Annotated in this window: 14 protein-coding genes; 7 read left to right on the top strand and 7 right to left on the bottom strand. The window is 57.4% G+C overall.

Going from position 1 to position 12,730, the window contains the following annotated elements:
* Positions 1-143: 143 nt before the first annotated feature.
* From hflD to T9A_RS01650, 3 genes are read right to left on the bottom strand one after another with little or no spacing between them, the layout of a single operon-like run.
* Positions 144-782 (bottom strand): high frequency lysogenization protein HflD, encoded by a 639-nt coding sequence (hflD, locus tag T9A_RS01660; protein WP_035244516.1) that lies wholly within the window; start codon positions 780-782, stop codon positions 144-146.
* Positions 779-1,885 (bottom strand): tRNA 2-thiouridine(34) synthase MnmA, encoded by a 1,107-nt coding sequence (gene mnmA, locus T9A_RS01655; protein WP_035244514.1) that lies wholly within the window; start codon positions 1,883-1,885, stop codon positions 779-781. Before mnmA ends, hflD begins: the two co-directional genes overlap by 4 nt.
* 15 nt (positions 1,886-1,900) lie before the next feature.
* The gene (locus T9A_RS01650) at positions 1,901-2,368 is read right to left on the bottom strand and encodes an NUDIX hydrolase (protein ID WP_035244512.1); all 468 of its coding nucleotides are present in this window, start codon (positions 2,366-2,368) and stop codon (positions 1,901-1,903) included.
* A gap of 142 nt (positions 2,369-2,510) precedes the next feature.
* Between T9A_RS01650 and moaC the strand changes: the two genes are divergently transcribed.
* The 3 genes from moaC to T9A_RS01635 are packed head-to-tail and all read left to right on the top strand — an operon-like array spanning position 2,511 to position 3,735.
* The gene (gene moaC, locus T9A_RS01645) at positions 2,511-3,014 is read left to right on the top strand and encodes a cyclic pyranopterin monophosphate synthase MoaC (RefSeq protein WP_035244511.1); all 504 of its coding nucleotides are present in this window, start codon (positions 2,511-2,513) and stop codon (positions 3,012-3,014) included.
* Positions 3,011-3,265: a molybdopterin converting factor subunit 1 gene (moaD, locus tag T9A_RS01640; RefSeq protein ID WP_035244510.1), complete on the top strand. Its 255-nt coding sequence runs from the start codon at positions 3,011-3,013 to the stop codon at positions 3,263-3,265. The genes moaC and moaD overlap by 4 nt, the downstream gene beginning before the upstream one ends.
* On the top strand, positions 3,262-3,735 hold the full coding sequence (locus T9A_RS01635; protein ID WP_035244508.1) for a molybdenum cofactor biosynthesis protein MoaE: 474 nt from the start codon (positions 3,262-3,264) through the stop codon (positions 3,733-3,735). The genes moaD and T9A_RS01635 overlap by 4 nt, the downstream gene beginning before the upstream one ends.
* On the opposite strand, the gene T9A_RS01630 is transcribed toward T9A_RS01635, so the two are convergent.
* Complete coding sequence (locus tag T9A_RS01630; RefSeq protein ID WP_035244506.1) at positions 3,638-4,261, bottom strand: pseudouridine synthase; 624 nt, start codon at positions 4,259-4,261, stop codon at positions 3,638-3,640. The genes T9A_RS01635 and T9A_RS01630 overlap by 98 nt on opposite strands.
* A gap of 218 nt (positions 4,262-4,479) precedes the next feature.
* On the opposite strand from T9A_RS01630, the gene T9A_RS01625 reads away from it, so the two are divergent.
* Positions 4,480-6,702 carry an NADP-dependent isocitrate dehydrogenase gene (locus T9A_RS01625; protein WP_035244504.1) on the top strand — a complete coding sequence of 741 codons (2,223 nt, stop codon included), beginning with the start codon at positions 4,480-4,482 and terminating at the stop codon, positions 6,700-6,702.
* A 301-nt stretch (positions 6,703-7,003) separates the two neighbouring features.
* On the top strand, positions 7,004-8,266 hold the full coding sequence (gene icd / locus T9A_RS01615) for an NADP-dependent isocitrate dehydrogenase (RefSeq protein ID WP_035244501.1): 1,263 nt from the start codon (positions 7,004-7,006) through the stop codon (positions 8,264-8,266).
* Between the two features lie 27 nt (positions 8,267-8,293).
* Here the strand turns inward: icd and T9A_RS01610 are convergent, their stop codons facing one another.
* Complete coding sequence (locus T9A_RS01610) at positions 8,294-8,557, bottom strand: cold-shock protein (protein ID WP_035244500.1); 264 nt, start codon at positions 8,555-8,557, stop codon at positions 8,294-8,296.
* Positions 8,558-8,824: 267 nt separating this feature from the next.
* On the opposite strand from T9A_RS01610, the gene clpS reads away from it, so the two are divergent.
* On the top strand, positions 8,825-9,181 hold the full coding sequence (clpS, locus tag T9A_RS01605) for an ATP-dependent Clp protease adapter ClpS (RefSeq protein ID WP_052042425.1): 357 nt from the start codon (positions 8,825-8,827) through the stop codon (positions 9,179-9,181).
* Positions 9,182-9,228: 47 nt separating this feature from the next.
* Entirely contained in the window at positions 9,229-11,493 is a 2,265-nt protein-coding gene (gene clpA / locus T9A_RS01600; protein ID WP_035244498.1) for an ATP-dependent Clp protease ATP-binding subunit ClpA, read from the top strand.
* 118 nt (positions 11,494-11,611) lie between these two features.
* On the opposite strand, the gene infA is transcribed toward clpA, so the two are convergent.
* Together infA and T9A_RS01590 are read right to left on the bottom strand one after the other, a co-directional pair.
* Entirely contained in the window at positions 11,612-11,830 is a 219-nt protein-coding gene (gene infA, locus T9A_RS01595) for a translation initiation factor IF-1 (protein WP_008929746.1), read from the bottom strand.
* A 133-nt stretch (positions 11,831-11,963) separates the two neighbouring features.
* Positions 11,964-12,677 carry an arginyltransferase gene (locus tag T9A_RS01590; RefSeq protein ID WP_035244496.1) on the bottom strand — a complete coding sequence of 238 codons (714 nt, stop codon included), beginning with the start codon at positions 12,675-12,677 and terminating at the stop codon, positions 11,964-11,966.
* Positions 12,678-12,730: the final 53 nt, after the last annotated feature.

Below are 12,730 nucleotides of genomic sequence, written 5' to 3'. Positions count from 1 at the left end.
AGACGACAGAGCGTGATGGCTGCGGCAAGCGTTTCAGGAGATGTGCAGGGTTCTGATTCGCCTGATCGCCCTTCGGTCGATTATCGCGTTACCGCGGGGTTCGCGGCTCAAGCGCCGCTCCTACAGGTGACTTTAGGTAAGCATTACAAGTTATTGATATCTATAGATTCTATAGCAGTCAAAAGTCGCTTTCTCTGGAACAGAAGTTGCCAGCGGCGGCCGCCGAGCTGGTGCCAGAGGAAGGCGGCGCGGACGCCGGCCAGGAACAGTGCCCGGACCCGGGCGGCCTTGTTTTCGTCCTGCAGGTGGGCCGGTTCGCCTTTTACCTGGATACGAAAACGGAAGGTGCCCAGGGTGTCCACATAAATACCGCCCAGCCGGTGGCAAAAGGCGTCGTCTCGAACACTGCTGAAATGGGCCTGCTGGCCATCTAGGGCCTTGAGGCGGTGGCGCAGGATGTTCACGGTGTCATCGTTCTTGCGCAATTTGGCTGCCAGGTGCAGCAACGCCAGGCCGTAATTGAGCGGGCGCAGGTTGCCGCCGGCTGAATCCCGGTTAAGGCTGCGGTTGAGCAGGCTGACGCCATCACGGAGCAGGGCCGGTTGTGAGTAAATGGTGTCAAAACTTTCTGCATCCAGAGCCATGACGCCCTGCATCAGGGCCTCGAAAGCCCGTGGATCACAATCGCCGCGAAGAGCAATGTCGTCGGCCAGCTGGGCGGCCTGGAAGACGGCTGCCAGAGCCAGTAGCTGCTGCTGTTGCGGGCTGAAGCGTTCGCTCATGCGGTCTCCTCTATCACTGCGCCGCCCAGGCATACGGGCCCATCATAGAACACCACGGACTGGCCGGGTGTCACGGCCCGCTGGGGTTCGGCAAATACCACCTGAACACGGCCATCCCCGGCGTCGCTGACGGTGCAGGCCTGGTCCGGTTGCCGGTAGCGGGTCTTGGCGGTGAGCCGGGCGGGCAGGGTCGGCGGTGCCAGGGCGACCCACTGCATGGGGGCGCTGGTCAGTTCGCGGCTGTAGAGCAGCGGGTGATCCGTGCCCTGGACGGCGACCAGCACATTTCGCTCAAGGTCCTTGCCGGCCACGTACCAGGGCGCATCGCCGGCGTTGGCGCGACCACCAATGCCCAGGCCCTGGCGCTGGCCCAGGGTGTAATACATGAGACCATCGTGGTCGCCGATCACATTGCCATGGTCGTCTTCGATCTTGCCAGGCTGGGCGGGCAGGTACTGCTCAAGAAAATCCTTGAATCGGCGCTCGCCGATAAAGCAGATCCCGGTGGAGTCCTTCTTCTTGTGGTTGGCAAAGCCCTTTTCTTCGGCGATGCGACGCACTTCCGGCTTTTCCAGGTCACCCAGTGGGAACAGGGTGCGCTCGAACTTGTGGTGATCCACGGCGTGGAGGAAGTAGGTCTGGTCCTTGTTGGTATCCACGGCCCGCATCAGGCGCCCCTTACCGTCGTGGCTCACCTGGGAATAGTGGCCGGTAGCAATATAGTCCGCGCCCAGGGTGATAGCGTGGTCCAGAAACGCCTGGAATTTGATTTCCTTGTTGCAGAGGATGTCCGGGTTGGGGGTGCGACCGGCCTTGTATTCAGCCAGAAAATGTTCGAATACCCGGTCCCAGTACTCCGCAGCAAAATTGGCCGTATGTAGCTCGATACCCAGTACGCCCGCTACCTGCATGGCATCCATCAGGTCTTCCCGGGCGGTGCAGTAGTCGGTGCCATCGTCTTCATCCCAGTTCTTCATGAACAGGCCTTCGACGTGATAACCCGCATCCAGCAGCCGCGCAGCGGCCACCGAGGAATCAACACCGCCGGACATGCCGACGATCACATGGGTGTCTTGTGGGGCTTTTGCAGAAACTTGGCTCATGGTGCTGCCTTCATGTCAGCCGCGCTGCAGCGGCCAGGGGTGCTGATAGATGGTGTCCAGTGGCAGGCGCCGACCTGACAGATAGTCGTCCAGGCATTTTTCCACCAGGGCGCTACGGTGTTGAGGGCGACGGTTGCGCAGTTCGTCCGGTGTCAGCCATTCGGCGCCGAGAATACCGGTATCCAGCTTCTGGCCCGGATCATGGCTGACCGGCCTGGCCACGAAACAGGTGCGGTAGTAGACCCCGGCACCGCGGAAGGGCTGAAAGATATACCAGCCCAGCAGGTCGGTGATTTCCACCTGCCAGGCGGTTTCTTCCAGGGTTTCCCGGTAGGCCGCCTGCATCAGGTTTTCACCGAATTCCACATGCCCGGCGGGCTGGTTCAGCACTTCCTTGCCCTTGCTCATTTCCCGAACAAAGAGGAAGCGCCCGTCTTGTTCCACCACACAGGCCACAGTAATGTGCGGCTCAAAGCTGTTCATAGCAACCCTACCGGTACTGGCCCCGTCCAAATGGGGCACAATAATAACGCAATCCGTTCTGTCACCATGGATCCATGGATTCAGACGGACAATAAAGGCGGGAATGGTAGCGCAGCAGCGCCACAGACAACAGGAGTGATCAATGCCCGGTGACCGGTTTACCCACCTGGATGACCAGGGACGCGCCCAGATGGTGGACGTGACCGACAAGGCGCAAACGCAGCGAGAGGCGACCGCCCGTGCGCGTATCCGCATGCAGCCGCAAACCCTGGCAATGATCCGCGATAAGCGGCATCCCAAGGGGGATGTGATTGCCACCGCTCGTATCGCCGGGATCCAGGCGGCCAAGAAAACCTGGGATCTGATCCCCATGTGTCACCCCCTGTTGCTTAGCAAGGTGACGGTTGCGATTGAAGAAGCGGGGCAAGATGGCCTGGAAATTCTCACCACCTGCAAGCTCAAGGGGGTGACTGGTGTGGAAATGGAGGCGCTTACGGCGGCCTCGGTGGCCGCACTGACACTCTATGACATGTGCAAGGCAGTGGATCGTGGCATGGTGATTGAAGAGATCTGTTTGCTGGAGAAGAGCGGTGGTCGCAGTGGCCATTACCAGCGAGAGGATTGCGAACTGGACGACGAGCGATGATAGAAGTGCGTTTTTTTGCCGCCCTGCGCGAGCGGGTCGGCAACGACAATATGACAGTATCCCCACCGGAGGCGGTTAATACAGTAGCAAAGCTGGCGGACTGGCTGACAGAACAGGACCCGCGAGTCGCTCAGGCGCTGGCCGCTACGCCGCGGCGTATGGTGGCAGTGAATGAGGTGCTGGCTACCGAGGATGCGGCGATTTGTGACGGTGATGTGGTGGCCCTGTTCCCTCCGGTGACCGGCGGATGAAAACCCGTATCGAGATTCGTAATGGCCCACTGGATAGTACCGAGCCGGCCGCATGGCTGGGTGATGCCGGCCTCAGCGGTGCCCAGGTGCAGTTTGCCGGGCAGGTGCGCGATGAGCAGGGCAGGGTGGAAGCGCTCCATCTGGAGCATTATCCGGGGATGACAGAGTCGGTGCTGAGCACCATTGTCGAGCAGGCCGCAACGCAGTGGCACCTTAATGGTGCCTGGGTGGTGCACCGGGTTGGCACGATATCGCCTGGTGATGACATCGTTCAGGTAGCGGTGAGTGCCGCTCACAGACAGGCCGCCTTCGAGGCCTGTGCGTTTATCATGGATTTGCTGAAAACCCGGGCACCATTCTGGAAGAAAGAGCTTATCGGCGGCCGCTGGTTTTGGGTCGAGGCCCGCGAGCGGGATGCCGAGGCCGCGGCCGCCTGGCTGCAGGGGCTTTCGGGGCATGAATTGCCGTAGAGTGCCATTTTCCGGGAGCCAGGCCGGTCAAGTCCCAGTCGCCGATCTGCCAGCGAACCAGGCGCAGGGTGGGGTAGCCAATGGCCGCCGTCATGCGTCGTACCTGCCGGTTTCGACCTTCGTCTATGGTGAGTTTCAGCCAGCTATCCGTTACCGTTTTACGAGTCCTGACCGGGGGGTGGCGCGGCCATAGATCGGGTGCCGGGATGGCTTCCACCTTGGCTGGCCGACAGGGACCGTCCTTGAGAGTGATCCCCTGGCGCAGTTTTTGCAGTTCCTGCTCCCCGGGCGTACCTTCCACCTGCACCAGATAGGTCTTGGGCAGATGAAAGCGCGGCTGGCTGATGCGTGCCTGCAGGGGACCGTCATCGGTTAGCAACAGCAGCCCTTCAGAATCCCAGTCCAGCCGCCCGGCCGGGTACACACCGGGTACTGGCACGAACTCCCGCAACGTTCGGCGCCCCTGATCGTCGCTGAACTGGGAAAGGACCTGAAAGGGTTTGTTGAGCAAAATCAGTTGCGCCATATGGCCTGACATTCCTGATGGCTGTCATTGATGATTTGAGTCGCGTTACCGGGTGGCTACGCTAACAAGGGTAGGCGGTCGGTGCTATACTCGCCAGCTGATGCAGAATACGGTTTATCTGGAGGGAGCACTCCTGTTCGGTCTCGCTGATCTGACGGCCAAAAGCCGGCTCATATCGGGCGGGAAGCACTGCCAATACAATTGGGACCTGTAATTTTATGACCACCCCTAAAATTATCTATACCATAACTGATGAGGCGCCAGCGCTGGCGACCTATTCCTTTTTACCCATCATTGAAAAATTTACGTCGATCGCTGGCATAGACGTTGAAAGCAGTGATATCTCACTGGCTGCACGCATTCTCGCTACGTTCCCTGACTATCTGTCAGAAGATCAGAAGGTGGAGGATGCTCTTTCTGAACTCGGTGCTTTGACGCAAGATCCTGAAGCCAACATCATCAAACTCCCCAATATCAGTGCCTCCATTCATCAGCTCAGGGAAGCTATCGCGGAGCTGAATGAACACGGGTTCAAGGTGCCTGAATATCCTGATGAGCCTCGCAGCGAAGAGGAAGAGGAGATCCAGGCCCGCTACACCAAGATTCTGGGTTCAGCGGTCAACCCGGTACTTCGCGAAGGCAACTCGGACCGTCGCGCCCCGATTGCGGTAAAAAATTACGCCCGCAAGAATCCTCATAGTATGGGCTACTGGAGCCAGGCATCCCGTACCCATGTTGCCCATATGCGTGGCGGTGACTTCTTTTCCCATGAGACCTCCACCACGGTTGAGAAGGCATGCAACGTACGCATCGAGTTTGAGGATGCCAATGGCAACATCACTGTCATGAAGCCGGAATTACCGCTTCTTGATGGGGAAGTGATTGATGCCATGTACATGAGCAAAAAGGCGCTGTGTGATTTCTTTGACGAGCAGCTCGACGATGCCAAGAACACGGGCATACTTTTCTCCCTGCACGTAAAAGCCACCATGATGAAGGTGTCTCATCCCATTGTGTTCGGCTATGCGGTTCGTCGTTTCTATAAAGAGCTGTTTGACCAGCACGGTGAAACCCTGGAACAGATCGGCGCCAACCCGAACAACGGCTTGAGCCATATCTACCAGAAGATCGAGGAACTGCCGATTTCCCAGCGGCTGGAAATCGAATCCACCATTCGGGCCTGTTACCTGCATCGTCCTGAACTGGCCATGGTTGATTCAGACCGTGGCATTTCCAACCTGCATGTGCCATCAGACGTTATTGTCGATGCCTCCATGCCGGCGATGATTCGCCAGGGCGGGAAAATGTATGGCGCAGACGGCAAGCTGAAAGACACCAAGGCCGTTATTCCTGAAAGCACCTATGCCACTATCTATCAGGAAGTCATCAATTTCTGCAAAACCCATGGCGCCTTCGACCCGGTGACCTGTGGTTCTGTGCCTAATGTGGGTTTGATGGCGCAGAAAGCCGAGGAATATGGCTCTCACGACAAGACCTTCGAAGTAAAAGGGGACGGTACCATGCGTATCGTCCGAGAAGATGGCCAGGTGCTACTGACCCACGAGGTGGAGAAGGGCGATATCTGGCGCATGTGCCAGGCGAAGGACCTGCCTATCCGTGATTGGGTGAAGCTGGCAGTAAACCGAGCCCGGCAAAGCGGTACACCTGCCATTTTCTGGCTGGATAAAGAGCGGGCGCACGATGCGCAGCTTATCCAGAAGGTCAGGGAATACCTCAAGGATCATGATACCGAAGGGCTTGATATTCGCATCATGTCTCCGGTTCAGGCGATCCGCTATACCATGGAGCGCATGATCCGCGGCAAAGATACCATTTCGGTGACAGGTAATGTGTTGCGTGATTATCTGACGGACCTGTTCCCGATACTGGAGCTCGGTACTAGCGCCAAGATGCTTTCCATTGTGCCTTTGATGGCCGGCGGCGGTCTCTATGAAACCGGTGCTGGCGGCTCTGCGCCGAAGCATGTGCAGCAATTCACGGAAGAAAATCACCTGCGTTGGGACTCGCTCGGCGAATTTCTGGCCCTGTCGGTGTCCATTGAAGAGCTTGGCGAAAAGTATGGCAACAAGAAGGCCAGCGTCATTGCCGCTGCCCTGGATAAGGCCAACGAGCAGTATCTTGAGCAGAACAAGTCACCGTCACGGAAGGTGGGTGAGCCCGATAACCGGGTAAGTCATTTCTATGTGGCCATGTACTGGGCCCAGGCACTCGCTGCACAGGATGATGACGCTGAGTTGAAAGACAAATTCACTGAGATTGCCTCTGCACTCACCGAAAACGAAAATGACATCGTCAAGGAAATGATAGCGGTGCAGGGTTCTCCCATTGATATTGGTGGTTACTATAACCCCGACTTCAGCAAGGTCTCCGCTGCCATGCGGCCAAGTGCCACCTTCAACAATATTATGGATAAACTGTAAGCGTCAGACGCAACGAAAAAAGCCGGCGAAAGCCGGTTTTTTTCTGTCAGGCGATACCCGTTATGCGGTGCTCGCATTGCTGAGCTTGTCCCTGTTTGCCCACTCCGGGCATGCTGGTACTTCTGAGCACCATTGCGGTGATTTCGCTTCTGTGGAAGGGGATCTGAATGATCTGAGGAGCCGCAGAGGAGGGTAGAATCACGGTGAACCCGGGTTTGCCCCTGATGTCCGCGAGCTTCATCTCGGTGCTATACTCGCCGACAGGCGCCTAATTCGCTTTTATTCAGAGGGAGTAGTGTAGATGGGATACCAAAAGATCACGGTCCCCGCAGACGGTGACAAAATCACAGTCAATGCGGACCTGTCCCTGAATGTCCCCAACCACCCGATTATTCCTTATATCGAAGGGGACGGCATTGGTGTTGATATCTCACCAGTGATGATGAACGTGGTGAATGCCGCAATCGAAAAAGCCTATGGAACCAAGCGTGGCATTACCTGGATGGAAGTCTATGCCGGGGAAAAGGCCACCGTCGTCTATGGGCCCGATGTATGGCTGCCCGAAGAGACCCTGGAAGCGCTGCGTGAATTCACCGTGGGTATCAAGGGACCGCTCACCACCCCGGTAGGTGGTGGCATCCGCTCTCTGAACGTGGCCCTGCGTCAGGAGCTCGATCTTTACACCTGTATGCGCCCGGTACGCTACTTTGAAGGGGTTCCAAGCCCGGTGGTTCACCCCGAACTGACCGACATGATCATCTTCCGCGAGAACTCCGAAGATATCTATGCGGGTATCGAATGGGCGGCGGACAGCCCGGAAGCGACCAAACTGATCCGTTTTCTGCGTGAGGAAATGGGCGTTACCCAGATTCGATTCCCGGAAGGCTGTGGTATCGGCATCAAGCCGGTGTCCCGTGAAGGGACGCAGCGACTGGTTCGCAAGGCGATCCAGTACGCCATCGATAACGACAAGGATTCCGTCACCCTGGTGCACAAAGGCAACATCATGAAGTACACCGAGGGGGCCTTTAAAGACTGGGGGTATCAGCTTGCCGGGGACCGTTTCGGCGCTGAATTGCTGGATGGCGGCCCCTGGATGACCATGAAGAACCCGCGTACCGGCAAGGACATCATCATCAAGGACGTGATCGCGGATGCTTTCTTGCAACAGATCCTGATGCGTCCAGCCGATTACAGTGTGATTGCCACCCTGAACCTGAATGGTGATTACATTTCCGATGCCCTGGCAGCGGAAGTGGGCGGTATCGGTATCGCGCCGGGCGCCAACATCGGCGGCTCCGTATCCCTGTTCGAGGCGACCCACGGTACTGCACCGAAGTACGCCGGCCAGGACAAGGTGAATCCCGGCTCCCTGATCCTGTCAGCGGAAATGATGCTGCGTCACATGGGCTGGAATGATGCTGCCGACCTCATCATTAATGGGGTGGAAGGGGCGATTGCCGCCAAGACCGTGACCTACGACTTCGAGAGGCTGATGCCGGATGCCACCTTGCTGAAGTGCTCTGAATTCGGTGAGGCAGTGATTGAGCATATGGGTATCTGATCAGCCAGATACCCGCTCATGGCACTGTCAGGAAGGTGTCGGCTGTTTTTCAGCGGCGCCTTCTTCGTTATCCGCTTCGACGTATTCCCCATCAGCGCGCAGATTGACGGCGTGAAAGCCCTTGTTGGCCGGCTGAACCTCGTATTCCACGGGTTGGCCCGCCTTCAGGCTCTTGTAGCCCTCCATCTGGATATAGGAGTAGTGGACGAACAGATCCTCCCCCCCTTCATCGGGCCTGACAAACCCGTACCCCTTGGCATTGTTAAACCACTTTACTCGTCCCGTTGCCATGGTCCTTCCCTCTTGCCTATCCAATGGCTGTCATTGTTTGTTGTTATCCCCGGGCCGACTGCTACGCTAAACTGGTAACCGGAGTTATCGTGCAACTTTTAAACATGCGTCGCAGGGTGTCAAGCCTGTGAAATATTCATGGGCTGGCAGCCTGCTAGGGATTGAAAAATCCGTTACCGCCCATCATTTCTTCATTGCCTGCTGACGCCAGCAGGGTTACAACGGTTTCGAGGCATTATGAACTGGCAACAACAAGGGCACTCGGTGATGGCTCACGGAAAAGATGATCTCCGTAACGGGCCTGCAGATACCCCCTCCGACCCGGATCGCCATGGTGATCTGGCGGTGGAGGAGGCCAGGCCGAAGTTGAAGCCCCCCTCCATGTACAAGGTGTTGATGCTCAATGATGACTACACCCCCATGGATTTTGTGGTAGAGATACTGGAAGACTTCTTCAATCTGGGCCGCGAGCAGGCAACCCGTGTGATGCTCACGGTCCATACCGAAGGAAAGGCGGTGTGCGGGGTTTATCCCCAGGATATCGCCGAAACGAAAGCCACTCAGGTGGTGGAATATGCCCGTGAAAATCAGCATCCGCTGATGTGTCAGGTGGAGAAGGCCTGATTCAGGCCCCCCAACTGAATGTCCGGGTACTGCAGTGAGGTAGCCTTATGCTCAGCAAAGAACTGGAAATGACGCTCAACGAAGCGTTCCGCCACGCACGTAGCCACCGGCATGAATTCATGACCGTTGAGCATTTGCTGCTGGCGCTGCTGGATAACGAGGCGGCCGTCGAGGTTCTGCGTGCCTGTAGCGCAGATCTGGAGGAACTGCGCGATTCGTTAAGCCAGTTTATCGAGGATTCCACGCCGTTACTGCCGGAAAGCGATCCTGACCGCGATACCCAGCCAACCCTGGGTTTCCAGCGGGTGCTGCAGCGTGCGGTGTTCAGCGTGCAGTCGTCGGGCAAGAAAGAAGTGACCGGCGCCAATGTGGTGGTTGCCATCTTCAATGAGCAGGAAAGCCAGGCAGTGTATTTCCTCAACTGCCAGGATATCCATCGCCTGGATGTGGTGAACTTTATTGCTCACGGCATCTCCCAGGTGCAGGACGCTGAGCCGTCCATGGAGGCGGATCAGGACATGGAGAACGGTGGTGAGAGCGCGCCGGCAAGTGCCCTGGAAAACTACGCCAGCAACCTGAATGAACTGGCCCGTGCTGATCGCATTGATCCGCTGGTGGGTCGGGCTTTCGAGATTGAGCGGGCAGCGCAGATTCTTTGCCGTCGCCGCAAGAACAACCCGCTGCTGGTCGGCGAGCCCGGTGTCGGCAAAACGGCCATCGCCGAAGGCCTGGCCCGCATGATCGTGGAAGAGAAGGTGCCGGAGCCACTGCTGGACGCCACCGTCTACTCGCTGGACCTGGGCGCGTTGCTGGCTGGCACCAAGTACCGGGGCGATTTCGAGAAGCGCCTGAAATCGGTACTGGCGGAGTTGAAGAAAGACCCGAACTCGATTCTCTTTATCGATGAGATTCACACCATCATTGGGGCGGGTGCTGCTTCCGGTGGCGTGATGGATGCCTCCAATCTGCTCAAGCCGATGCTCGCCAGCGGTGAACTGAAGTGCATGGGCTCGACCACCTTCCAGGAATACCGGGGCGTGTTCGAGAAGGACCGTGCCTTGTCTCGTCGATTCCAGAAGATCGATGTGGTGGAACCCTCCGTAGAGGATACCGTTGGGATTCTCAAGGGGCTGAAGAGCCGCTTCGAAAAGCACCACGATGTGAGCTACAGCGATGCGGCCCTGAAAGCGGCGGCGGAACTGAGTGCCCGTTATATCAATGATCGCTACCTCCCTGATAAGGCCATCGATGTGATCGACGAGGTCGGCGCCTGGCAGCGCCTGCGCCCGGAAGATCAGCGCAAGCACACCATTGACGAATCCGATGTGGAAGACATGGTGGCCAAGATTGCCCGCATTCCTCCCAAGCAGGTGTCCTCGTCTGACAAGGAGCTGCTGCGCAATCTGGAGCGGGACCTGAAGATGACTGTGTTCGGCCAGGAAGAGGCCATCGACACCATCTCGGCAGCCATCAAGCTATCGCGTGCCGGTCTCAAGGGTGAACACAAGCCCATTGGCAGTTTCATGTTTGCCGGCCCCACCGGGGTGGGCAAGACCGAAGTGAGCCGTCAACTTGCCCGGGCCCTGGGTGTGGAGCTGGTGCGGTTTGACATGTCCGAGTACATGGAGCGTCACACCGTCAGCCGGTTGATTGGCGCGCCGCCAGGGTATGTGGGCTATGACCAGGGTGGACTGCTTACCGAAGCCGTGACCAAGACGCCGCACTGTGTACTGCTGTTGGACGAAATCGAGAAGGCTCACCCGGAGGTGTTCAATATCCTGTTGCAGGTGATGGATAACGCCACCCTGACTGATAACAACGGTCGCAAGGCGGACTTCCGCAACGTGATTGTGATCATGACCACCAACGCCGGCGCAGAGGTCCTCAACAAGCGTTCCATCGGTTTTACCGAGCAGGACAACAGCACGGACGGCATGGAGATGCTGAAGAAGGTATTTACGCCTGAATTCCGCAATCGTCTGGATGGCACCATCCAGTTCCTGCCGCTCACCAGCGAGGTGATCCTCGGTGTAGTGGACAAATTCCTGGTGGAACTGCAGGCGCAGCTGGACGAGAAGGGTGTGGTGCTGAACGTGGACAAGGCCGCCCGTACCTGGCTGGCAGACAAGGGCTACGACAAGGATATGGGTGCCCGCCCCATGGCACGCCTGATCCAGGAGCAGCTCAAGAAGCCGCTGGCGGAAAAATTGTTGTTCGGGGAGCTGTCCGAGAACGGTGGCCAGGTCGATGTGACCGAGAAGGATGGCCAGCTGTCACTGACCGTGAAGGCGGCGGAACCGGAGCCAGCATAAAGAGAATCAGTGAAAAGTTAGTAGCTAAGAAAAAACAAAAATACCCCCGGCTCTGTGAAAAGACGGGGGTATTTTTTAGCTGTTAACTGTTACTTATTAACTGTTAACTGCCTTTCACTTATTTCATGCGGAACGTAATACGGCCCTTGCTCAGGTCGTAGGGGGACATCTCCACCTTGACCCGGTCGCCGGTGAGAATGCGGATATAGAATTTACGCATCTTCCCGGAGATATGGGCGGTAATAACATGACCGTTGTCCAGCTTCACACGGAACATCGTGTTCGGCAGGGTTTCAACGATGACACCTTCTAGTTCAATCTGCTCTTCTTTCGCCATCCAACGAATACCTTGGGTTACCGGCTATTAGCGGGCGCAATTGTGCCGGAAAAGACGGCTGGCTGCAAAAGAAGTTGGGAAGCGGTTTAAAAGCGGGTTATTCGGCTCGTTGGAGAGGGCCTGGAGAAGCCATTCAGTCCGGGTCGAACTCTTTCCAGGCGCCGCTTCGCAGGATTTCCAGGGGGCGGTACTGGCTCTTGTATTCCATCTTCTGGCACTGATTAATCCAGTAGCCCAGATACAGGTAGGGGAGTTCCAGGTGCTGGCAATGGCGAATCTGCCAGAGCAGCGCCATCACGCCCAGGCTGCGCTCAGGAAGCTGCGGATCGAAGAAGGTGTAGACCGCAGAAAGGCCGTCCTCCAGTTGGTCGGTGACCGCCACGGCCAGCAAGGTTTCGCCCTGGCGAAAGCAGTAGAAATGGGTGTCTGCCCAGTCACAGGTCAGAAAGTTGGTGAACTGCTCCTCTGAGGGGGGATACATATCTCCGTCACCATGACGTTGATCTATGTAGGCCGCATAGAGGTTGTAGAACTCGCGGGTGTAGCGAGCCGGCTCCCGGTGGACGGCGAGATCCTGATTGGTCTTCTCGATACGCCGGTGGCGGCGACGGGGACGGAAATCCGCCACCCTTACCCGGGCCGGTATGCAGGCGTTGCAGCCCTCGCAGTGGGGGCGATACAGATAATCACCGCTGCGACGAAACCCCAGCAAGCTCAATTCACTATAGAGCTCTGGTGACAGTTTGGCCTGTGGGTCCACAAACAGGGTAGAGGCCTGGCGGTCCTCCAGGTAACTGCAGCTGTGGGCCGGGGTGCGGAAAAATCGCAGCGTGGACAGATCGGTCATGCCTTAAGTGTAGAGGAAATAACGCCAGACGCCAGATGCGCGACGCAGGAAGC

This window comes from Alcanivorax jadensis T9 (genome assembly GCF_000756655.1).
GTDB classification, from domain to species: domain Bacteria; phylum Pseudomonadota; class Gammaproteobacteria; order Pseudomonadales; family Alcanivoracaceae; genus Alcanivorax; species Alcanivorax jadensis.
Note: the sequence above shows the minus strand (reverse complement) of the source record. Positions and strands in the feature narration are given on the sequence as shown.